Annotated in this window: 18 protein-coding genes and 1 CRISPR repeat array; of the genes, 2 read left to right on the forward strand and 16 right to left on the reverse strand. The window is 40.3% G+C overall.

The genetic code is table 11. From position 1 onward, the window contains the following. The first annotated feature begins 33 nt into the window (after positions 1-33). A CRISPR array of direct repeats spans positions 34-1201; the repeat unit is 28 nt; unit sequence TTTCTAAGCTGCCTATACGGCAGTGAAC. Between the two features lie 349 nt (positions 1202-1550). From phnX to Q0Z55_RS11380, 7 genes are all read right to left on the reverse strand, one after another. Next, a complete protein-coding gene (gene phnX / locus Q0Z55_RS11350) occupies positions 1551-2378 on the reverse strand; it encodes a phosphonoacetaldehyde hydrolase (RefSeq protein WP_297428670.1) in 828 nt (275 codons plus the stop codon). A 27-nt stretch (positions 2379-2405) separates the two neighbouring features. Continuing rightward, positions 2406-3518, reverse strand: a complete 1113-nt coding sequence (gene phnW, locus Q0Z55_RS11355) for a 2-aminoethylphosphonate--pyruvate transaminase (RefSeq protein ID WP_297428673.1) — start codon at positions 3516-3518, stop codon at positions 2406-2408. A 17-nt stretch (positions 3519-3535) separates the two neighbouring features. Beyond that, positions 3536-4678, reverse strand: a complete 1143-nt coding sequence (locus tag Q0Z55_RS11360; protein WP_297428676.1) for an FAD-dependent oxidoreductase — start codon at positions 4676-4678, stop codon at positions 3536-3538. 49 nt (positions 4679-4727) lie between these two features. Continuing rightward, complete coding sequence (locus Q0Z55_RS11365; RefSeq protein ID WP_297428679.1) at positions 4728-6440, reverse strand: putative 2-aminoethylphosphonate ABC transporter permease subunit; 1713 nt, start codon at positions 6438-6440, stop codon at positions 4728-4730. Then, complete coding sequence (locus Q0Z55_RS11370) at positions 6434-7597, reverse strand: ATP-binding cassette domain-containing protein (protein ID WP_297428682.1); 1164 nt, start codon at positions 7595-7597, stop codon at positions 6434-6436. The genes Q0Z55_RS11365 and Q0Z55_RS11370 overlap by 7 nt, the downstream gene beginning before the upstream one ends. Before the next feature lie 23 nt (positions 7598-7620). Next, complete coding sequence (locus Q0Z55_RS11375; RefSeq protein WP_297428685.1) at positions 7621-8664, reverse strand: putative 2-aminoethylphosphonate ABC transporter substrate-binding protein; 1044 nt, start codon at positions 8662-8664, stop codon at positions 7621-7623. 86 nt (positions 8665-8750) lie between these two features. Next, on the reverse strand, positions 8751-9479 hold the full coding sequence (locus Q0Z55_RS11380) for a UTRA domain-containing protein (RefSeq protein WP_297428689.1): 729 nt from the start codon (positions 9477-9479) through the stop codon (positions 8751-8753). Between the two features lie 306 nt (positions 9480-9785). Between Q0Z55_RS11380 and Q0Z55_RS11385 the strand changes: the two genes are divergently transcribed. Further along, positions 9786-14828 carry a RecQ family ATP-dependent DNA helicase gene (locus Q0Z55_RS11385; RefSeq protein WP_297428692.1) on the forward strand — a complete coding sequence of 1681 codons (5043 nt, stop codon included), beginning with the start codon at positions 9786-9788 and terminating at the stop codon, positions 14826-14828. 146 nt (positions 14829-14974) lie between these two features. Here Q0Z55_RS11385 and Q0Z55_RS11390 read toward each other — a convergent pair whose 3' ends face one another. From Q0Z55_RS11390 to Q0Z55_RS11415, 6 genes are all read right to left on the reverse strand, one after another. Continuing rightward, positions 14975-15304 (reverse strand): hypothetical protein, encoded by a 330-nt coding sequence (locus Q0Z55_RS11390; protein ID WP_297428695.1) that lies wholly within the window; start codon positions 15302-15304, stop codon positions 14975-14977. 55 nt (positions 15305-15359) lie between these two features. Further along, positions 15360-16202, reverse strand: coding sequence for a hypothetical protein (locus tag Q0Z55_RS11395; protein WP_297428698.1), 843 nt, complete (start codon positions 16200-16202; stop codon positions 15360-15362). Between the two features lie 11 nt (positions 16203-16213). Further along, on the reverse strand, positions 16214-17317 hold the full coding sequence (locus tag Q0Z55_RS11400; RefSeq protein ID WP_297428701.1) for a hypothetical protein: 1104 nt from the start codon (positions 17315-17317) through the stop codon (positions 16214-16216). Positions 17318-17542: 225 nt separating this feature from the next. Further along, positions 17543-19171 (reverse strand): HNH endonuclease signature motif containing protein, encoded by a 1629-nt coding sequence (locus Q0Z55_RS11405; protein WP_297428703.1) that lies wholly within the window; start codon positions 19169-19171, stop codon positions 17543-17545. A gap of 92 nt (positions 19172-19263) precedes the next feature. Then, positions 19264-20181 carry a helix-turn-helix domain-containing protein gene (locus tag Q0Z55_RS11410; RefSeq protein WP_297428706.1) on the reverse strand — a complete coding sequence of 306 codons (918 nt, stop codon included), beginning with the start codon at positions 20179-20181 and terminating at the stop codon, positions 19264-19266. Between the two features lie 229 nt (positions 20182-20410). Then, a complete protein-coding gene (locus tag Q0Z55_RS11415) occupies positions 20411-20617 on the reverse strand; it encodes a Cro/CI family transcriptional regulator (RefSeq protein ID WP_297428708.1) in 207 nt (68 codons plus the stop codon). Between the two features lie 118 nt (positions 20618-20735). Between Q0Z55_RS11415 and Q0Z55_RS11420 the strand changes: the two genes are divergently transcribed. Then, complete coding sequence (locus Q0Z55_RS11420; RefSeq protein ID WP_297428710.1) at positions 20736-21404, forward strand: S24 family peptidase; 669 nt, start codon at positions 20736-20738, stop codon at positions 21402-21404. Positions 21405-21500: 96 nt separating this feature from the next. Here Q0Z55_RS11420 and Q0Z55_RS11425 read toward each other — a convergent pair whose 3' ends face one another. The 3 genes from Q0Z55_RS11425 to Q0Z55_RS11435 all read right to left on the reverse strand — a co-directional run bounded on the left by Q0Z55_RS11425 (position 21501) and on the right by Q0Z55_RS11435 (position 24232). Beyond that, the gene (locus Q0Z55_RS11425) at positions 21501-22430 is read right to left on the reverse strand and encodes a tetratricopeptide repeat protein (RefSeq protein ID WP_297428712.1); all 930 of its coding nucleotides are present in this window, start codon (positions 22428-22430) and stop codon (positions 21501-21503) included. Positions 22431-22528: 98 nt separating this feature from the next. After that, on the reverse strand, positions 22529-23554 hold the full coding sequence (locus Q0Z55_RS11430) for an HNH endonuclease domain-containing protein (RefSeq protein ID WP_297428715.1): 1026 nt from the start codon (positions 23552-23554) through the stop codon (positions 22529-22531). 102 nt (positions 23555-23656) lie between these two features. Further along, a complete protein-coding gene (locus tag Q0Z55_RS11435) occupies positions 23657-24232 on the reverse strand; it encodes a class I SAM-dependent methyltransferase (protein WP_297428718.1) in 576 nt (191 codons plus the stop codon). Between the last annotated feature and the right edge of the window lie 296 nt (positions 24233-24528).

The following is a 24528-nucleotide window of genomic DNA, read 5'->3' on the forward strand; positions in this document are numbered from 1 at the left end:
CAAGTTGATTGCTTGATCAAGCTCACTTAAGCCTTTCTAAGCTGCCTATACGGCAGTGAACCAGCAGCATCATCAATGCACAACTATTCTAAATTTCTAAGCTGCCTATACGGCAGTGAACTTCCTCGATCTTTATCGAGTACAAACATAGCTTTTCTAAGCTGCCTATACGGCAGTGAACTTTTGCTTCAACTGCTCGTGAAAAAGCTGGGCTTTCTAAGCTGCCTATACGGCAGTGAACTTCAAAAGATTTTGATATTTAGCTCCTTTAATTTTCTAAGCTGCCTATACGGCAGTGAACATCACGCAATTCTTGTGTGATCTCTAAAGTACTTTCTAAGCTGCCTATACGGCAGTGAACAAAATCAACGGGGGTATGTGAGAAGGCCGCTATTTCTAAGCTGCCTATACGGCAGTGAACTTGATTAAATGCTGCTGCTGCGTCTAAACCGATTTCTAAGCTGCCTATACGGCAGTGAACATCGGTACGGGCGTTTAGTGCACCGAATTTCTTTTCTAAGCTGCCTATACGGCAGTGAACAGTTTATCATTGTGGCGACCCTGATGACGAGGTTTCTAAGCTGCCTATACGGCAGTGAACGAATAGATAAAGCTAGTGCTTTTTTTGCTTTGTTTCTAAGCTGCCTATACGGCAGTGAACCACGAGTGCCCGCAACAATTGTAATCGTCGTCTTTCTAAGCTGCCTATACGGCAGTGAACTCAAGCGCACCATTGGGCCAATCATCGCCAGCTTTCTAAGCTGCCTATACGGCAGTGAACTCGAAGCCGAAGCACTAACAACAGGTGCGGCATTTCTAAGCTGCCTATACGGCAGTGAACTTGAATTACTATCTGAAATTTTCGCCCGTACATTTCTAAGCTGCCTATACGGCAGTGAACGTACTTTCCGAATTTCTGTACTCGATGTGACGTTTCTAAGCTGCCTATACGGCAGTGAACGGATTAGTTGCTAGATCAGCAGGTAAAGTCACTTTCTAAGCTGCCTATACGGCAGTGAACATTCGTGAAGCAAAACGAGCAGGCGCACGATTTTTCTAAGCTGCCTATACGGCAGTGAACTTAAGCACTTGGAATAATATGTTTTTAGGCTTTTTCTAAGCTGCCTATACGGCAGTGAACTATTAAACTATGAACCAACCGAGCGAGGTGAATTTCTAAGCTGCCTATACGGCAGTGAACAGTAAAATTATGCCATCAATCAATTCAATAACAAAGACTTAAGATTAAAATTTAAAAAACACCAAAGTTTTAAGTTAATTATCTAAGTCATTGATTTTAATAAGCTGTTAAAGAGTAGAAAAATATTGGGGTATTTTCAAAGCAGTCTAGCGAATTTAATAGGGTCATTTCAAGCGCTTATTAAAGTCATAAAATTTTATTGATCTATATCTTCATCAGCTTATTTTGCATAGTGATCACAATAAAACTGTGCCTTAAATATAAAAATGAGCTATTTTCCATAGCTCATTTTGTCTTACACCAAGAGATATTAAGTGATCATACACACTCAATATCTCTTAAAAATCACTTAAGGTTTATCACCTTGCTTTAAACGCTGTTCAATTTGCTCAAGTACGGCAGGTAAATCAGCAATGGTATCAATGACGTAATGCGCACCGCCGGCTTGCATTTTGCTATAGGCTTTGGCTTTTAATACAGTTTGTTCTTCATTACTCAGATTTTGCCATTCTGGGTATGACATACCCACTTCATTGCCACTAACCGCTAAACCTACTGTCCAACAGCCTGCATTTAAGCCTTCCTCAATACCCACCACCGTGTCATCAACTTTCACCACACTTTTAATATCTGCCACACCCAATTGCATCAGGTTTTTCCATAACATATCTGGATATGGACGACCACGGGTAACATCCGTTGCCGTTACAATACAATCCGGTACATAACCTTGTTGTGCCGCTTTTTCAATCAGCTCAGGCATCATCATGCTGGCATAACCGGTATTACTGCCAATTTTGATGTCACGCGCACGTAAATATTGAAAAGTCTCCACTGCACCCGGAATTAAATCGGAACATTGTGGAATGGCTTTGAGTTGATAAGGGATAAAATCTTGATACAAACGATCAATATCTGCCTCTGTCGCAGCCTGTCCATGCACTGCTTGCCATGCCGCAGCAATACGCGGCATGTTTAATAATGCAGCAATATGGTCACGTTTTTCCAATCCCATCGGTGCACGTGCTTCACTCACTTCAATTTCAACACCTTGATCTAAAAACAAACGTTGAAATGCTAAAATAGGTGCACAAGAACCAAAATCTACGGTGGTACCTGCCCAATCAAAAACGATGGCTTTAATTACTGATGTATTCATGCTGTTTCTCTTTTTCATTCAATAGGGATATTAGGAATATAAGGCTTAAACATTGGCACGATAGCGTGCAACGGCTTGTAATAGGCGTTCAATATCCTCAAGATAAACTTCGCCAATATTGCCAATACGGAAGCAGGCTAAATCGCTAATTTTTCCTGGATAAATCACAAAGCCTGTGCTTTTAAGATGCTGATAAAATGCCTGAAAACTAAAATCATCTTCAGGGTATAAAAAGGTGGTAATAATTGGCGATTGATATTGGTTTTGTGCAATCACACAGTTAAAGCCTAATGCTTGCATACCTTGGGCTAAAGTTTTCTGACTGGTTAAATAACGTTGATGACGTGCAGTTACTCCACCCTCTTGTTCTAATTCTAATAACGCATGATGAAATGCATGCACCACATGCGTCGGTGAAGTAAAGCGCCACTTACCTTGTTGTTGTTCCATGGTAAACCACTGATCATACAGATCAAGGCTGACTGAACGTGCTTGGCCCTGACATTGTTCCAATTCTTGACGTTTGGCAATCACAAAGCCAAAACCTGGCACACCCTGAATACACTTATTGGCACTCGAAATTAAGAAATCAATCTTACATTCGGCCACATCCAGTGGAACACCACCAAATGAACTCATGCCATCGACAATCCAGACTTTATTGTGCGCTTTGACTAATGCACCAATCTCTTCAATTGGATTGAGCATGCCTGTCGTGGTTTCACAATGTACACACGCCACATGGGTAATCTGCGTATCAGATAACACTTGCGCAATTTCGTCTAGCTCAGGCACTTGGGTTTCAGGATAAGCCAACTCGACTACATTGAGTTTTAAGCGCTTGGCCATTTGCACCATACGTGCGCCATAAGCACCATTGTTAATAATTAAGATTTTGCCTGCTTCAGGTACACACGTCCCCAATACGGCTTCGACTGAAAAACTGCCACTGCCTTGCATTAAGACTGCGCTATAGTCATCTACTTGTGTTGTCGCAAGCGCCACAAGACGTTGACGAATATCTTGCACTAATTGATTGTATTCTTGATCCCATGTACACCAATCACGTTGCATCGCTTGGCGTACACCTTTTGAAGTGGATAAAGGCCCTGGGGTAAGTAATAAGTAAGGATTGTCGAGTTCAATTTTGGCATTCATGATAATTTCTTCCTCAATTAAAAAATATGCTGTTGTAATTGGTGTTTGATCCAACCTGGCCCTGTGGTCATGCCTTTACCTGCAATTGCATTGGCCAAATACACATTTGACTCAACTTCTAAGAAACATGCCGACTGTTCAGGATGGGATAAATACTGGCCTTGCCAACGTTTACTTAAAGGTGGCAAATCAAAGCCAAGTTGCTCAGCGCAATAACGCTGAATAAATTGATAGGTCTGTTCTTGTTGCTCAAACAATTCGGCTTCGTTTAAAGCGGTATATTCATGTGTATCGCCGACAATGATTTGTCCAAGATGATTTTGTTTGAGCAGCACATGAATACCGTAGCGTTTGACGATCTCATCTTGTGGCTCAGCCAATAAGTCTGCATAGCTTGGACAAATCGAAAATCCTGGATAACGTGCAATCGATAAGCCTGAGTAAATCGAAGCATTCAGTTGATACGGCAATGCTTCGGTAAGCGCCATATTTAAATGGCAGCGTTGCACACCCAATTGCTCTAAGGCCTGCGGATAGAGAATGTCTGTGGTTGCGCCATGACAAATCATTAACTTTTTCGCAGTGAAACACTCACCTGTTGCCAATTGAATCTGAGTAAGGCCATCATGTGCATTTGCTTTAACCACACATGCATTTGTGTAAACCTCTACCCCAATCTGTTGGGCATACGCCATAAGACGTGAAGCAGCTTGGTCAGGTTCTAAACTGTATTCATCGTCTAAAGTTAAAGCACCCTGTAATGCTGCATCTGCATTTAAATAGGGGTAACGGGTCAACAAGGTTTCAGGATCTAAATATTGAGCGTGAATGTTATAGGCTGCAGCGTGTTGCTCAAATTCATTTAGAACCTTGGCTTGCAAAGCCGTCGTGGCCAAATACAATCCGGTACGTTTGGAAAAGGAAATCTCCATTTCCTTTTGAACGCTTTGGTAAAACTCCAAACTATCTTTTGCATAAATATGCCAACAATCATCAGGACGACTTAAAGTTGCACTGCCCAAGATGCCAAAATTACGGCGTGTTGCACCCACTGGAACGGCATCTTTTTCAAAAAGCTTGACGCTTAAACCCTGTTGTTTGGCTTGAATGGCAGCAGAAAGGCCTAAAATCCCCCCGCCGACAATATGTAAATCGGTCATGATCATGTTTTCTAACTTCAATAAATCGATATAAAAATGTTGGTTGTTTTTATGCAGAACGATGTTGACGCCAACGCTCGGTACGCTTGAGATAGCGCTGACTTAATGCCCAGTGCAGGAACTTCACCACACACGATGTCAATAAAATCACCACACTTAAGGCCACAGCAGAAACAGTGTCTCCTGCATCATCCATATTTAAAATATCAACAGCCGCTAAACTGGTTTCTGGTGAATATAAGAAAATGGCTGCCGATACCGTGGTCATAGCATTGACAAACAGATAGACCCAAACCTCACCCAAAGCAGGCACCATGATCGGAATGTAAACTTTAGATAACAGTTTAAAACGCGATACACCTAAGGTCTGTGCAGCATGATCCAGTTGCTGCGGAATCTGTTGCATACTTTGCGTTAAGGTTAAATGCGGTACCGTGTAGTAATGCATTAAGGTGGAGATCACCAGCAAAGTCATCGTGCCATATAGCATCGCTAACGGATTGGCTGGATGGTTAAAAAATAGAATGTACGCGATACCTAACACCAAGCCTGGAATAGCCAGCGGCAATAAGGCCAACATACGGACATACTGCTTTAACTGGTTTGAGGTATTGAGGCGTTCAAGTGCCCATACGGTAGTAAAAATTAAAGCTGTACCCACTATACTGGTCCAAAATGCCAGTTGTAACGAGTTCCAATAGCTGTTCCAGCCACCGTTAACATATTCAAAACGATAGTGATTTAAGGTCAAAGATAAATCATACGGCCAGTAGCGAATTAAAGAAGCTAAGATCGCGGTGACTAAAATTAAGACAATGCTGCCGGCAACTACGCTACAAAAGCCCAATAAACATTTATCCAAAATCGGATGCGCTGGCATCTGATACGGCTCAGCCATGTTTTGCTGACGACGTTGTTGACGACGGGCTTGGTAACGATCAATCAAAAAAGCAAATAATGCAGGACACAGCAATAAAATAGAGATGACCGCACCCATGTTAATATTTTGTTGGCCAATAATTTGTTTATAGACATCCAGTGCCATCATATTAAATGAGCCACCAATCACCTTTGGGATACCAAAGTCAGTGACTACATAGGTAAACGCAACTAAACTTGCGCTAATCAGTCCATATTGAATCGCAGGACGTGTCACATGCCAATGCGTTTGCAGGCTGTTTTTACACAAAGTTTGCGAGGCTTCAATCAGGCGGCGATCGACTTGACGAAATGCACCTAACATCAAAATAAAGATGGCCGGAAATAACCAAAAGCAATAACTGATTAAAATACCAATTGGGCCATAAATACTGATGTCGCCTAACACATCTTTAAACACCCCTTGTTGACCAAATAAATACACCAAGGCCAAAGCCGGTAAAATTGAAGGCGCTAAGATGGGTAAAAAAGCCATGGCTTTAAACCATGCTTTGCCCGGCATTTGCGTATTGTTGATGGCAAAGGCATAAAGCCCTGCCACAGGCACAGTAATCAAAATTGCTAAAACTGCAATCCATACAGAGTGACCAATGGAGGACATCAACGCAGGATTGGCAAAGTAAGTGCTAAAATTATCCCAGCCTACAAAATTGGCGTTTGCATCTAAAAAAGCACTTCGAAAGAGTAAAACCAAAGGCACCAGTAAGCACAGGCTGAAAAATGTCGCCACTGTGCCGAGTACGACGTTGGCACGTAATGAAGTAGAATTACGTTTATAGGTTCCACTTTTTAAAATGGCAGCGGCGGTGCTTGAATTTAACATCTGACACGCCCCGCTTCATCAAAAAGATATACATGCTGCGACGCGACGCTTAGCCACATTTCATCATTTAACTGCAACGTATTTTGATGCTCAATATCCACTTGTAGATCAATAGCTTGACCATTTTTAGCCAACATCTGACAGAAAATACGTTTTTTTGCACCTAAAAATTCGGTATGCATAGGACGTACCTTCATCACGACACCTTGTGCATTCATTGGACATGCTGCACTTAATACCGCATTTTCAGGTCGGAAGCCGATTTCAAACGCAGTACCTGTTGGTAGACGATGTGGATGGTTTAACACTGCTTCACCAGCATGCAGCATCAGGGCTTGATTGGCACAGACATCGCCACTGAGGAAATTCATATTGCCAATAAATGCAGCCACAAAGCGTGTTTGCGGTGCATAGTAGATATTATGTGGGGTATCTAATTGCTCGATCTTTCCGCCATACATCACCGCAATACGATCAGAAATACTTAACGCTTCTTCTTGATCGTGGGTCACTAAAATGGTCGGAATGCTCAGTTGGCGCTGAATTAAACGAATATTTTGGCGCAGCTTGACACGTACCACCGCATCGAGTGCCGATAACGGTTCATCCAATAATAAAAGATCGGGTTTGGCGGCTAAAGCGCGTGCCAATGCCACACGTTGTTGTTGGCCACCGGACAATTGATAAGGGTAGCGCGCAGCAATCTCAGGCAACTCGATCAAATTTAACAATTCAGTGACACGTTGCGATTTTTCAACTTTTGACCATTTTTGATCGCTTAAGCCAAAGGCAATATTCTCTGCAATACTCAGATTAGGAAACAGTGCATAATTTTGAAATACCACACCACATTGACGTTTAGCGGCTTTCAGACGGGTAATATCCTGTCCTTTTTTAATCACCTTACCATAATCGGGTTGTTCAAGGCCGGCAATAATACGCAATAGTGTGGTCTTGCCGCAGCCTGATGGTCCTAAAAAGCTAATCAACTCTCCGGCTTTTAAATCAAGATTAATATGGGTCAAGACTTGCTTATCTTGATAGGCTTTTTGGATATCGGCAATTTCTAAAATGACCTTGCTATGCTGTTGGGCATAGGTGCTCACTTGTGACGTGCCATGTTCACTGACATGCTGTAACGCTGATGGAATATTCATAATATGATCGTTTAATGCAAAGATTACTGTTCAAATTGTGCTGACCAGCGTTTTAAAATGCGGTCTCGTTGTTGTGCTGCCCAATCAAAATCATGGGGAATGAGTTTTTGTTCGAGATTTGCAGGCATACCTGTATGTTGCGGTGTCACCCCTTGATGTGCCACCAAAGCAAAGTTTTGCGCATAGGCTTGATTGGCAGCTTCACTTACGGTCCAATCAATAAATTTTTGTGCGCTGCTTAAATTTGAGGTTCCTTTGACAATCGCAGAGGCTTCCATTTCCCAACCCAAGCCCTCTTTTGGATGGATTAAGGCTAAAGGTGCACCTTGTGCTTTGAGCTTTAAGCCTGGGTAACCAAATGAAATCCCAATCACTGCTTCACCTTGCGCCGCCATTTTGCATGGCTTAGACCCTGAATGAACGTATTGCGAAATATTGCGGTCTAAATCCTGCATATATTGCCAAGCTTGATCTTCACCAAACAGTTGAATCCATGCCGTAACATCTAGGTAGCCTGTACCACTGGATGCAGGGTTTGGCATCACAATTAAGTCTTTATAATAGGCTTGGGTAAGATCTTGCCATGATTGTGGCATAGGTAAATTACGTTTTTTTAATTCAACCGTATTGACACATAAAGCAGCTTCCCAGGCTGCCATCCCGGTCCATGTCGGTGTAGTTTTTTGACTATAAAAGCTCGGCTTGAGGGCGTCTACATTTTTAGGACGATACGGCTGGAGCAAGTCATCTTGTTCCATCACTAACAGACTGGTCAGGGCCAATCCCATCACCACATCCGCTTGCGGATTATGCTTTTCGGCCAAAAGTTTTGCGGTGATCACACCGGTTGAATCACGCACCCATTTAATTTTAAGTTCAGGATGCGCTTTTTTTAAGGCCCATTGATAACGTTTGAGTTGATCTGTTTCGACAGCAGTATAGACCGTCAGCTCTTCTTGATCTTGGTTCACACTGTTGGTGGTACAACCACCCAGCGCTAACGCACTCACCAGCGTTACAGCAGCAACCCACCCAGATTTTTTATCATGAAATTTATTCAGACGCATGTAACATTCCCAATGAATGTAATTCTCTTATGCGTCGTATTTAAGCAGCAATTTATGACAGTTTAATTAATCTGGTTTAAACCAGATTAATGTGCTTCAAAATGCAAATCTAACACATCATGCAACCAATACTCTTGATTGACGTCTGTAATCACACCGGATTGATCACGATTGGTTCTTGAAATATAGAGGCCCATACTGCCTACATTGACATGTAAAGCCTTGGCTTGTTGCTCAGCCAATGCCGCTGGATACAGATGAACGTGTGCCCGTGTCAGATGTCTTTGATAATGCTCAGCCATTAATTGCGTCATCGATTGACTTAAATCATGCTGGAGTAAATCAGGAAACAGCTGCGCTTTAATCCTTAAATGTTCAACCAGAACAGCACGTCCATTAATGCTTCGTTTACGCCAAATCGAATAAATCTCTTCACCTAACTTCATGTCCAGATGCTGAGCATCCCAGGCTGTCGCTGTCACCCTTTGCATGGACAGCACCTGCGTACTTGGTAATGCACCTTGTTCACAGACATACTGATTAAAACTTTTGGTGGATTGCGGACAATAGATAATTCGTGGAGCACGTACAAACCAACCTCTACGGTCTAAGCGGTAAATCAAGCCTTCCATCTCTAACATGAGTAGTGCTTCTCGAACTGCAACACGTGTGGTGCTTAACATCTCAGATAAGACACGTTCGGAAGGTAACTTTTCATTACTTTGTCGTTGGCCTGATTCGATTTGATGAGCAAGTACATCACGAATCGGCATATATTTAGGAATACGTTGCAAAGGTAAAGCGAGGTCAGACATACATCATCTGTAAATGAAAATAAAAGCCATGATAGCAAACTCTATTGACCAAACCATGACTTTAAATCAACGACATGACAGAGTTTAAATAATCTAATCCTGATCTGAATCTTAAAAAATATGCTTAATCGTCTTTGGTCCAAACCATGATCGAGACCTAAAGCACCTGTAACATGAGCTGTTATGGGGTAATCTCGCCTTTTTCAGATAACTATATAAAAACCCATCTGATTTAGATTATAATTTCAACAACTTATAAAATTCATTTAATATACCCGCCAATAAGTCAACCATTAAATTCAAGCCATGATAACGAATACATTCAAAGAAATTTCTTTTCATGAGGCATCGACTCTTTTTCACCAACAAACGGTATGGTTTGATTTAGAAATTGATCCTGCAAGTAAAAAATTCTTAATCGGGGGGCTGTTAGGCATCGTCGATGGCCAATGCTATATCACCCATGTTCAAGAAGCTGAGCTGGGACAGCTTGTGCAAATTTTATATCAGGCCCAATATGTGGGGGGGCATAATATTGTGCAGTTTGATTTACCTTGGTTAGCCTTGTATACAGGCACTTATGCCGCCATTGACTATATTAAAAAATATAAAGCCATTGATACCTTAGTTCTGTCGAGCCTGATTTTCCCACATAAACCCTCACATGCTTTGCTGAAAATTTACAAAGCACAGAGCCAAACCAATCAGCCTTGTGATGATGCGTTAGAAAGTTACCAATTATATTTAGACATTCAAAAAGCATGGCAAACCCATACCCACCCACAAATTGTCACATGGATTCAACAACGAAAAAGCCATTGGCATTTTCTGGGTGACATTAAAAAGGAGACCGATGCTTCACCCCACCTTGTGTTGGCACAACATGGCCAAGTCAATGAACTGATCAATTACATCCATCAGCTCGATGAAAAAAATGATGCCAAATGGATTGGTGCGATTGCTTTTGCACATTGGATCTTACATTTAGATGAGCCGAGCTGTCGCCGACCTGCGTGGTTGATGGACATTTCTGAATATGGTGCAGGGTTTATTGAAGCTGAGAAAATCTTTTGGGGGAATCAACAGTTTCAAGCCATTGATTTTAATTTAGAAAGCCAAGAGATCTTTGGTTATTCGCTACGTGAGGGTCAAGAAAAAATTATTCACACCTTGGCCCAAGGCAACAGTGTCCCTGTGGGGTTACTGCCCACAGGCGGGGGGAAAAGTTTAACCTTTCAACTGCCTGCCTTTATCTTAAGTCGCTATCGTCGTGAATTGACTGTGGTCATCTCTCCCCTTAAAGCCTTAATGGAAGACCAAGTGCTTGGGCTACAACAGCTTCAGCCGTGGGGCTCACGCACAGCCTGCTTAATTTCAGGCCAACATGCTGAAGAACAACAACGTATCTTAGAGGAGATTTGGCAAGGCAATATCGATTTACTGTATGTCAGTCCAGAGCGTCTACGCACACATAGTATTCAAGCCTTGTTGCAACGTCGCCGCCCTGCACTTTGGGTGGTCGATGAAGCACATACCTTTAGCCAATGGGGGACAGATTTTCGCCCTGACTTTATGCGCATTGGACAATCGATTGCCAAATGCTATGCACAGGCTGAAGAAGGTACACGTCCACAGCTCATGTTAGTTACAGCAACTGCTTCTCAGCGTGCCTTAAACGAAATTGAAAAAGAGGTCGTCACACCTCTACAGCATCTATTACAAGTACCGATGCAAACTGTCATGATGGAACCAACACAAAATGTATGGCGTGACGAGATTGACATTGATATTCGCGAAGTTCCCAAAGACGATCGCTTGGTGGAAATTGTTAAAATTTTAAAACAGATCTTTCCTGAGCGTAGCGCAGGCGAAAGCGTCAATATTGAAGATTTAGATTCCCAACATCCTGTGGTACTGATTTATGTGAGAAATCGCGATAAAACCGAAGAGTTCGCCGAAGATTTAGCTCATCAAGGTTTTCTCACTGCAGTTTATCACTCACGTTTAACCGGTACGCAAAAAAAAGAGGTCCTAGAGCGCTTTAAACAGCATCAACTCGATGTCGTCATTTGTACCAATGCCTTTGGTATGGGCATTGACCGTGCCACGATCCATACGGTGATTCATTATAGTCCACCCAATAATTTAGAATCGTATTTACAAGAAATTGGTCGTGCTGCACGTAAAAAAGGTGAATATGGGCAGGCGATTTTATTTTGGAGTCCACACGATTTAGACAGTTTAGTCCGTAAAAATATTGCCAGTGAATTGGGCGGTCATAAAGTCTTGGCCGATTGTTGGCAGCATGTCATTTTACCGACTTTAAAGCGTCCACCTGAAGAGCGTTGGTTTACCTCACAAGAACTACAGCCTTATTTATCCTTTGAAGATGAGGCCTTACTCACCCAAATTCGAGTTTTATTATTGGCCCTCGAACGCTATGGCCTCTTGGTTGAAAAAGATCAATTGCCTGCTTTATTAAGCTTGCAACTGTTAGATGCACCTCAAGCACACAGCACACGTGCAGCCGATCTCTACCAACGTTTAGCCCCGTTATTGGTTAACCAAAACCAACAAGTACAATTGTATTTACCAGAAATCTCGGTGGCATTGGGGATGAGTGTACGTCAACTCCTCAACGGTGTGCGACATTTGGTGAAACTTGGCTGTGCTCGTTGGAGCTGCGAAGTACGCATTCGCTTTACGCACCGTTATGCCTATACCCAACGTAAGATACGCGAAAAATATCAAGCCCTTGAGGCCATTTCAGAATGTTGGCAGCACTATCCACCTGAAGATGTCACGCGCATTGATTTACGCCAACTCGACACTTGGTTAAGTCAGCGTAGCTATCGTGTGAAAGCCCGTGACATCTTTTACATGTTTAAAGTCTTTAAGTTAGTCAATCTCAAAGAAAATAAATACAGCTTAAGATTAGAATCACGTGATAAAGCGCATTCTTGGCAAGATTGGTTAAAGCAAACGCGTCACTTACTCGATCAACTCCAACATAGCTTCGATCTGTTGCAACAGCGCCTACCTGACGATGGAAATACCAGTCAGCAACTCAACGTGGATGATTTTCTCGAAGAGTATGAAGTCGAGGTTGAAACATTTTTAGAACATCTTGAGATCATGCAACAGTTTGGGTGGTTAAACGTCAGTCGTTTAGATGATGAAACCCAAAAGATCTTCTTTATTGATTTAGCCGCAGGTCAAAAAACGGTAGGACGTCTACACTCTGGTGTTGCCTATCGTTATTTAGAACAACACTATCAAGATCGTAATCGCCGTTTACATCTGATGAAGGCATGGTTACAACAACCCCCTGCACAGCGTAAGCCGATGCTCAATGACTACTTTAACTTAGACATTCAAGAGGTCTGCCAACGCTACTTAGAAGATCCCGATCAAGCCAAACAGGCCCATTTGGTCAATTACGAAGCTCTCATTTTTCCTGAGTATTTAAACGACACGCAACGAGAGATTATCGCCGACGATGAGCGCCGTGCAATGCTTGTACTTGCAGGTCCAGGCTCAGGTAAAACCACCATTATTGTGCATCGTGTGGCCAATTTGGTCATGCTACGCAATATTGATCCTGAAAAAATTTTAGTGTTGGCCTATAACCGTCAAGCGGTATTTGAAATTTTTCAGCGCTTAACTCACTTGATTGGACTCGATTATGCGTCTCGTATTCATATCTTTACCTTTCATGGCTTAGCACGCCATTTAACCAATATCCATGAAAATCAAGCCCCGACAACGGATCAACAGGCCAAATATCAGTGGTTATTAGAACAGGCGGTTGCCGATTTAAAAGATCACCCACAATACTTCCAATATATTTTGGTGGATGAATTTCAGGATATTGATGATGTGCAATATCAGTTGATTTCGCATCTAGCAGGCATGCAACGTGATGAGGATGATCAAGATGAAATTAGCCAACAAGGTTTTTTAGTGGCTGTTGGTGATGATGATCAGAATCTTTACGGTTTTAGAGGGGCGAATATTAAATATATTCAAAATTTTAAAGATGATTATGAAATCCCCAAAGAGAATGTTTTTTACCTGCTAGATAATTACCGCAGCCCCAAAGATGTCATTGACTTAGCAAATCAATACATTCAACACAGTTTGCCACAAACACAACGTTTAAAAGGCCCTGAACATTCGATTCGTGCCAATCATCCCTCTACGGGCAATATCCGCTTTGGTTATTACCAACAACAGCATGGTTTAGATGCAATTCAATGGTTGGTCGAAGATCTGCAACTTCGCTTTGCCGAACAGCAAAACAATACTGCATCAGATCAAGCCGCATGTTGGTCAAATTTTGCGATTTTAGCACGGCAATGGAGTGAGCTATTAGTCATCCAACATGCCTTGACTGAAGCAGGGATTCGTTTTCAATTGTTAAATAAAAATGATCGCTTGGATTTGTTGGCAGATAGTTTTTACGCCAAGCATTTATTTGCTGAACTTGAAGCACGCCCTGCTTTAGAAATTATTGAGTGTGATGCGACTGCCTATTTAGATCAATGGTTAACTGATCAACAGTGGAATCGACAGGATATTAGTTGGCACATGCTTAAACAGCGTGTTGCAGGCTATCGAGATTTAAGCTGTCAACAAATGCTCGATTTACTCCGCATAGCACCTGAGCAAAATCGAACCGATCGTGTGATTTTAAGTACATATCATTCTGCTAAGGGCTGTGAGTATGAGCATGTCTATATTTATGACCAATGGCGCGGCCAAGCTCAGGATGATGCCGAAAGTCAAATTCGTGCCATGTACGTGGCCCTGACCCGTGCCAAACAAAGTCTTACCCTCATCCAACCAATCGATCGCCGTTGGCAACATCAGTATGATGTGCATATACGGCCCCATCTTGCTCAACTCGGTCTTCCATCCTTGCAATTTAAACCTGCACCTGTCATTGACGAGATTAGCTATTTTGAGCAATTTGGTTTAGCCGATATGTATCTGTCTTACTATCCAATTGTACAAGACAGAGGGCGACAAAATATTTTAGAGATTGCTAAAAATCAACATTTTTCACTGTCTGAACAGGTCAGTCTGAATATTAAATTGAAAAAAGATCAGACCTTTGAGCGCATTGAAATTGTCGCTCCACAGGGTGTAATTGGTGCTTTTTCAAAGTCCACATCACAACGTTTATATCGTATGCAAGCACAAGTGAAAGAAGTCACTTGTGTCGGAATGCAAATCATCGATTATTATCAGGCAGATAAAACATTCTATGAGCGAGCAAATTATCAGGGTCAAGAACAAAGTCATTATGTCTTTATTCCCGCTTTGAAAATTCGTCGTGCTTTATAGTAATACTAGGTGCATTGGGGGCTGCTCCCCCAATGACATCAGATACTAAATGAAAATCTAAGATAATATATCCATAGGATCAATCCCGAGGATTTATCAACTTGTTTATACTTATTAGAGCTTTTGATCTGAGGAAAATGGGATTTTTATTTCATCAATCTTAAAAATTGAGGATTATTGACCTTGATTTGTAAATTGTTTTTATATTCCTCAATGGTCCCACGAGCACAAAAACGCTGACCAACCATATGATCAATACGCCCAAAACGCTCTTCAAACCACTTGTAATTATTATCCCATACCAAAAGCGTCAGTGATTGATTAGGATATTTTTTATCAAGATTTAAATAGTGGCGATTGTCAAAATGTTTGACCTCTGCCAACTGACCACAGGCCATAACACTCTTGCCAACATGAAATGGCGCTTTAATGGCTTCAATTTTAAGCTCTTGAGAAAAGACATTAAAACTTGCCATAGATAACAAAGACAATAACAAAATATTTTTAAGCATAAGATACCTATTTTAGTATTTAATAAAGAGAAACCTGTTTCTCTACAGAATCAATAATAATTTGAGCAACCCCTTTGTAACTTTGTATTAAACCCTGAATACACGTAGGCATGCCCTCCATGAGTGGTATTTTATGGTTTGACCAAATTACACCACTAAATGTATGTTTCGGGTATTTGTCACCGAAATTGATATAGGTTGCTTTTGATGTATATGAAATTTGGCTGATTTTACCGCAAACGGTCATCATTTCACCAATATATTCATCAGCCTCATCTGTTGAAATTGTAGAAAAACCAGAATGTTCTTCACTGTCTTGACCCACTTCAAGTGGCTTTTGAACAACGGTTTGATTAAAAGCATGAGTATCATCCATTGATTCTTGTTTTGAAAATACCTGCTGCTCTACTTTTAGATCATCCGTGCTTAACAGTGGCTCAGATCTATGTTGCTGGTCTTGCTCCCTCACTTGCTCATTTTGTGGGACATGATGGATTTCATTTAACGTTGAAGATATATATTGAGCTGTTTTTGACGTTACATACTGCTTTGAAAGTAGGAAATACCCAATGAAAAAAACAATAGTCGTAAGTAAGCATCCAATAATTATCTTGTATCGCTTATTTGTTCGGTACTGTTGTTGATAGAGTGGATCAAGACCGGCTTGCTTTTTTAATTCTAATTCCTGTTCAGCAGCTTTTCTCTGTATCTCCAAGGCTAAGGCCTCTTGTTTTTTCTTCTGCTCAAATTCATATTTTTCCTTTTGTTTCATCTCAGCATAAGTATCTGAAAAAAAATTACAAATGCCGACCACTACGCTAAGTGCGACCAACCCTATAAGAAAAATTATGAATTCAATCATCTCATCACTCTTTAAACAATTTGATCCAATGAACTTAAAATCATCTGAGGTCTGCCCTTATATTCATCAATTGTCCCTTGAATACAAAGTGTCGTGTTTTCTACGTTCTTAAGACTTTGACTCACATGAGAATAATTATCCCAAATTACAGCAGTGAAGGTTGCGTTTGGATATGGCTCATCAAAATTTAAATACACACCTTTAGAAAATTCTTTATATTGAGCAATTTTTCCACACACCACCTTATTTTCACCTATATATTGTGCAGTTTGTACGGCTTGAATAGCGCCATAATGATCACTCGCGATCGTATTGTTGTCTTGCACTAATACTTGATTGTCAGATTTGAGGGGTGCACTTTCATCATTGGGTAAGGCCTGAGCTTGAATGTAAAAGAGGGTACCTAGCGCCATGCTCGCAATAAGTCCAACACCGACATAAATATGCTTATGCATTTGTTTTTTAAACGAAATAAGCTCTTTATTATGTTGATTTTTAATGTCGCTCAACTGTTTCTGAACATTTTGAAGCTGTGTATGTTGGTTGTGTTTGAATCTATCAAGGCCCTTTCGAACTTGGGCCAATTCATTCGTCCCTTCAACTACTTGATTTTGATGGGATGTTATACGACTTTTTTCATATTCTGCAATTTTTGCCTCATATTCTTGAATCAGAACTTGAATTTGTTTTTGCTTTGAAACACTGTTAATTTGTCGACTAGCTTGCATCTTCAAAGCTTGTCGAATCTCACGAATGACCTGCTGCTGTTGGTTGAATGCTTTTTTATTGGTGTAGCGTAATACGATGCCAAACTGTTGAATTAAGTCATTTTGGCGTTCTAGAAAGTCATTAAATACTTCATATCCCTTATTATTTATTTTTGCATAACCATCTAACTCAATGGGAAGTTTATAACCTTTTTTGTCATTAATAATCATAAAGTCAATATAGCGGTTGCCACCTTGACTGTCCTTAAACGGGTATTGGGCAACCACGTCATTAGGGGTGATATCAGGGATTTGGCTCAGTATTTCGTCTACAAATTTTTCTTCATATCCAACGATATGTTGAATTTTATAACGATTTGCATCTTTCCACTGTTGCCAATCTAACATTCTGCTTACCCCCATGTTTTATCAAGCTCTTTATTGCACCCGTCTCGTTTACCTTGAGACACTATCATGAATTGTCGTGCAATCTTTTTTAATCCATGATTTATAAATGTATTTTACGTTACATGGAGATTAAGACAAAGTCACTTTAAGCTTCATAACTAAATAATCTACTTCAAGATAGAGCTTGACCACGTTTTAACGGTGATCAAGCGATCCCATCAGTTCTTATCCAAATAAATCGGCACGCGCCTCTTCGAGCTCTCGATCTGATTTAAAACGATTACAGTAAGGATGAAGTAAGGTGCCATTTTCAACATCACTCGGCCCTCCGACTGAGCGTGCGATAATATGGTCATACTCAATACTGTCTAAATGCAGCAAGCCATCACAGACTTCACAAAAGTTATGTCGCGCCACTTTAATCTTTTGCTGAATTAAAGCTTTAGTAAAACTTGAAAAAGGTGTGGCATGTTTTCGTGTCGAAGGCATCAAATTTAAGATATAGCTCGATACTTCACCCACCAAAGCCTCATCATAATTGGGCTCAAAATTTTGTTGAAAGAATTCACTAAAATTAATGTAAGGAAAGCTTTTCGAAAATGCCATAACGATGGTGTTCATGGTTTGCGCATCGTTGGTATTCACATCGATGCGTTTGGCCACTTCAATAAAAGCCAAATACACTAATTGTAGACGTTCATGTCCTTTCACCCCACTACCATATTTACCAATCGTTTCAGTAATCATGATGGGGAAATTGGCGATCAAGTTTTCTACTTTACAGCGAATTGCCGTGAATTCTCGCAATTTACGCTGATCATGAATCTCGGACATAATGCTAAACCATGCTAAGAATGAGGTAATTTGCAGACGTGTATCTTTGAAAAAGTAAAGCTGCGGATGTAAACCTAAACTCACTAAATGCGGATCATAGGGTGAGGTCATCATCCGTGTCAGTACCGCATAGAGTCGTTGTAAATGATGTAAGACTTCATTGGCTATACTTGCCCCTGATACATAGGTTTGTGCATCATCTTTGGTCAAAATATTAAACAGCTCATACACAACACCAATACGCTTTCCATGCGTCATATAGGTATCTAACAGCATATGTCGGAAAATGAGATGATGAATCTTTTCACCTAGTTCAATCATTTCATTTTCAAGTGAGCTCCCTAACAACATCAGCGTACTTTTGTTGTCATCTAGATAACAGCATGCGGAAGCCACATAATAACGCGGTGTACCACGATGGCTTAAATGGTAGGCTTCGTTTTTGTCCAAACTTTTGGTATCAGAGTTAATACTTTCAAAGACCCGACGGGCATCTTCTGGTGAACCCACGACCTGCACAAAACGCATTTTTAGGTGTTGGATGTTGTACTTGGCCTGTTGTAGCTCTTCGAGATCACTGTTTAAGATGTTTTGAAAGTCGGCATATTTCCCCAATGCTTTACGAATTTTGCGTAATTCTTCTTTTTGGGTTGCGCTAAACTTCGGTGCATTGCTGACTTGCTCATCCACAAAATAGCGCTTAATCCATGCATAAAGACTCGATAAACGATGACCACCATCAATCAAGTACATGGCACCGTTTTGATCTTTCCAATATAAAAATGTCAGCCAAGTGTTCGGATCTTGGGTACATAACATAATAAAACGAATAATGTCACGCAGACTCCAATATTCTGTAGAACGTTGGTTGTCGGCTTTATAAAGCTTATTGATGATATCGCTTTGTGCAAAATCAGCTAAAGTGATATCAAAGTCATCACGCTTTAGCAGGCTTTGCTCAGGATAAGCAATCATTGGCGAACGTTGCAGCATGTTTTTGAGCAACATGGTTTGTGTCATGTGATATTCCTTTTTTTAAGTCAAGTGTCCCCCTACCCATGAAAATGGGCATATGAAGGACGTGAAGTTAATAAAGTTGGTTGAAAATCAAATTACATGGGTGAAGTTGAAGCTATAGATTGAGCCTGAAAACCCACATCGCTGAGATAACTTTGCCAAGCCTGTTGTTGCTTTGGGTCTTTTAACAACTTGGCAATTCGAGAACTAAAGCCCGCTAAGCTTTCACCAACCTCGGCATAACAACAGGCAAAACCCGTATGCTGTGCCAATTTTTGGGCAAAATAATGGATTTGCTTGGTACTCATCTGTGTCGAGCCTGATCGTTTGGGTTGATCCGTCGTGGGCTGAGATGGATGAGGCTTGTTGTATTTGTGGCTGTAAGCATGGATGAGCCAATCAGCAAAGTGATAAAGCATCAAATTGGCATTGCTAAGGCGATCTTGATTGTAAATCTCAAAAGCACGGCGTTCTCTTTCAAACCATGGCGCCGTGATCAGGGCTTGAAATGAGATCTGATCATTCGCCAAAAATATTTCTGTTTCAAGTTTTTCAACATCGAGCCAGGTATTTTTATATTTAGATTCTTCTGAAAGATTCTTTGGGAGATTCTGTGTACCGTTGACGGCACTATTCAAAGTCCCGTTGTTGGCATGATTAGTCGTGCCGTTGTTGGTACCATTGATTGGAGATAATGGTGCCGGATTTGGCATCATTTCTCGCCCGTAAATGCCCATTAAACGGTAGACTTTAACCCGTTTCGTAGTCCCTTTACGTTCACCGGTATCTTCGATTAATCCTTCTTCAAGCAACTCAGCAATAATCTTAAGAACGGTTTTACGTTCAAGGCCGGTATCTCGCTCTAAACGTGCCATACTTGGGTAACAGCAATGGTCTTCACCAGCACGGTCTGCTAATGACAGCAGCAATAAACGTTTTAAGGGTTTACGGCTACCCCCTGGCTTTTCATTGAGTTCAAGTTTCCATGCCCAATTGGTTGCATCTAAGCTCATCGCTTCACCTCACTTGCTTTAAGCCAACGAGAAAATGCTATAGCTTGGGGATTGTCTTGCTCCTGCATATTTTGAGCAGCACGAAGCGTATTGCCATTTACACGCAACTGTGATAATTTTCTTTGCATATTCAAACCTCTGTCGTTTGAGTTCCTAAAAAAGCCTGATCTGATCCATCAGGCTTTTTATTTTTAAAATCTGTAAAACCTTTTAACTAATATCTAAAAATCTATTCCTTCATATCTTTCTCTCCTATTTCTATAAAGTTTATATGCGGAATTTCTGGGAACTTTTTAGCCAACAATAATGCGGATTTCTCCGGCACCATATAGCCCCATTGATAAATTGCTTGCCGAGTAATGTTTAAATGCTTAGCAATTTTCGGTGCATTTAAATAGCTCAATGCATCTATTGTTTTCATTTCTATTAACTTCACACAGACACCTGTTAAAGATCAGTCTTAAGCTAAAGTAAAGTTTACTTTACTCAATTAAATAAAGCAAACTTTACACACAAAAAGTTAAGCTTACTTTACTATTTTATGGATACCGGATATGTCCACGTTGCAGGAACGTATGGCTTTAGCAAAGCAACATTATGAAAAGACTCAAGGGAAAAAATTTAAAAATGTTGAATTAGCTGAATATTGCAAAGTAAGTAAAGTTAGTATTGGACAATGGTTAAATGGCCCTACAAAGGAATTAGAAGGCTCAAATTTAACTCGTGCAGCAGATTTTTTTGGTGTAAATCATAAATGGTTAGCAGGTGAACGTTCACAAATGCTAACAGGCCATACTACTTCTCTTAGAAATATAGAACCTATTTCATCTTTAATACCTTTAATATCTTGGCAACAAGCTAATCAGCCAGAATCATTAAACAATATCGACGCAAATCATAAAGATTGGCTTGCTGCCCATCCTAATATGGTTAAAGACTGCTACGCTCTAAAAGTACTGGGTGAATCTATGCTGCCAGAGTTCCGTCCGAATGATCATATTTATGTGACAACCAACATAAAATTAGAACAACTTAAGACAGGTGATTTTGTGATTGTACAAAATCAAGAGTATGAAGAAGCCTTGTTTAAGCGCTTAGTACTAGAAACAGAAGGAATGTTTTTGCAGGTCTTAAATGAAACATGGCCACAACAAACAATACCGTTAACGGGATCATTTAAAATTGTGGCTAAAGTGGTAGGATTTTGGCGTAATTTTAGCTAGTAGTATATGTTGAGTTATACGACTAGCTATCAATATGAGTTTTTAGATACTAGACTTAATTAAACTTTTCTTATCCTCGATTTATCAGCATATTTACTAGTGCTCAATTGCTCTATCATGCTGATAAACAGTGCTTCCGCCTACATTGAGACAATAAATCGTACCACTATGTGCCCATATCGATTGAAAACAGTAGGATCGGTTTTGCTGAATCTTCTCTTTTAAAGACTTTTCTGCATAATCATCTGATTCAATTTCATTATGCTGAGCATCGAACTGCACAATTCTGTCATATTCATTGAGATGTGCTTTATTGCTGTCTATTGCAATACCACACTCTCCATCATCACAAGAGTCATTTAATTTCGTTAAAATATAAGCATCGTAGCTTTGATTGTTCGCATAAAGTTTTGCATCGATTTCAACCACACGATTAGGCTTATAAATCACGTTAATTTTACATGGTCCTTTTACATATTCTTCAAAATTTTCTACGGTCTTGCCTTGCTGTGCTGCATATTCAAGGGCACCTGCAGATTGGATATAAAAATCTTGATAAGAACACATGCCATTATAGACTTTTGCAGATTGCACTTGATTAACTTGAGTTGGTGCAGATTTTTGAGTGGTTTTTAATAAAGCTAATGCTGGTTCGTATCCATTATTGGCGGAGCTTTGAATAAGCTGATGGCCTAATGCTGTATTTTTTTCTACACCATCTCCTACTTTCAACATCTTACCCAAAGTAAACATGGCAGGAGCATAATTTTTCTTCGCAGCTTTGAGTAACCATTCACTCGCCTTTTGAGGATCGCGCGGTACTAGCTTACCCTCATAATAGGCCATACCTAAATCATATTCGTTTTTAGCAAAACCTAAAAGTGTCGCTTTGGCCTGTAAGCCTAATAAAACACTTTGTAAGTGTTCTACATTTCCTTTAGCATCTTTTACAACAATGGCAGCATGTGACGTTGAGAATATAAGTCCAGTAAGCGATAGCAAGGCAATGCTTTTAATCTTCATCATTAAATCATCATAGCAATATTAAAAATTTCACATATATATTAATGTTTAACTCTGATCGCTAACATTAGACATTTAAATTATAGACTGATCCATTCATTCTATCGAGGCAAGTAAAGTGCTTTCATCTTTGGTCGCCAACCATGGCTCGCTTGATAGGTCCTTGTCACACATCGATAGGCATCATTGAGAAAAGCACGGCGTTTCTCAGGCTTAATACCCGTTTGACAAATTAAGGTTTCACGTAAAGGATGATGGCTTTGAATTAAATACTCATTGCGTATATACAATTTTTCTAAGAAATCGGGATGAGGTAAACGATCGAATTTACCTAGTTCCCCTCGATTACATTCAACACAGGCCAATACAAGATTCGCCACCCCATTAATCGGTTTGCTTGCATCACATTGCCTTAAGCGATGTGGGAAGAAATGATCCACTTCTGCTCGATCTATATCAAAACTCTCCAAGCTTATCGAACAGCCACAATAAAAACAGGTTCCACGATGATAACCATTTAAAGCTGATTTCGCTTTAGTGACATTTACACGGCGCAGATTATTATTGGCAATCAAAATATCCTGATCATATTCAATTTGCACTAAATGCTTAGGCAAATTCATTTCCCAAGCAGTTTCCACCAAACGCCATCTCGCCTCGGTCTCTTCTAATAAATCATCCACCTGACTTTGTTCACGTAAAAGATAAAACTCATCCGTTAAAATAATACCTTGATGTGTTTTTCGCGCATCTTCAAAGAAGCGTTTTGGCAACTCATCATTATGTACATTATGAAATGCATCAATCACATTGACAAAACCCAACTGAACCGTCTTTTCGATCAGCTTTTTTTGCGCTATCTGGCCTGAGTTGTATTGACGACAATAATCTAAAAATTTACTACTTGCTGAAGTGGTTTGTTTATCGACGTGCTTTAAATGCTCACACAAGTAATAACTAAATGGCACAGCCAGCTCATCTAATCGAATGACACTTTGCTGCTGATGGCTCACTTCATGGAGTGCCTTTGCTAAAGCGAATTTATAGGATGCGACATTACGACCAAATAAAATCACGGCACGCCAATAACTCTCAAGGGTTGGATCTTCGTGATAAAACTGAAACATTTTTATAATCTTTTAATAAACAAGCCTATTACTTCATAGATATCAATGTAACATGACCAAAAATTTGAGTCTTGTTGATGGCCTAAATTTACATCATTATTTTTAAATCATTTTTTGAATCAGCACATTCAGCCACAGCTCTTCTCTGTCTGGTCGCTGATCTACGGTAATCCATTGCTTAACTAATTGAAGTTTTGTGTGGTGATTGAGCAGTACTGAAAGTTGATCTTCATTGAGATCAGTAAATTTTCGACCATCTTTTTCACGATCAGAATCTCCATATTTAAATGATAGATACATCACACCATGTGATTTTAAGGCGTCAGTCAGTTTGCTCAGCACATTATCTAAACGATGACGTTCACAATGCAACAATGAAGCACAGGCCCAAATACCATGGTATTGATCAATCTCATTTAAATCATAGAAACTTCTTTGTTGTACTTCTAAGCCCATGAGCTGAGTGGCTTTTTTAACGAGTTCAGCCGACACATCCATCGCTGTTACAGTGTAACCCAACTGTTTAAAAGCTAAGCTATCTCTGCCTGAGCCGCAGCCGAGATCAAGGATGTGCCCATGCTTGGGTATCCTCTCTAAAAAAGGAACATATAAAGCTGCCATATTAACTTTATAGGTGCTATTGAAAAATGCCTCAGCATTTTCATTGTAATATTGCATGCTTTTCTCTAGATATTTTAAGTTTAGAAATGAATAAAAAATGGCTGATTTTATCAGCAATGAAGGCACTCATTAATGGTCTACACTCAGTTTATATGTACATTAGAGTAATATCGAACTGCACGATCTATCGCTTAATGGTGCGCCAAAATATCAAAGTGCCTCTAGCTGATATACGCTGAATTATCAGGAGTGAACCGTACCGGGTTTGTCGGAGACTTTTTATTTAAGTTAGGCCACCTGACCTAACGGGTTAATCTTATCATAGTACATTGCTTCAAACTCAAAAGGCGATA

It is taken from the genome of uncultured Acinetobacter sp. (assembly GCF_947626835.1).
Classification (GTDB): domain Bacteria; phylum Pseudomonadota; class Gammaproteobacteria; order Pseudomonadales; family Moraxellaceae; genus Acinetobacter.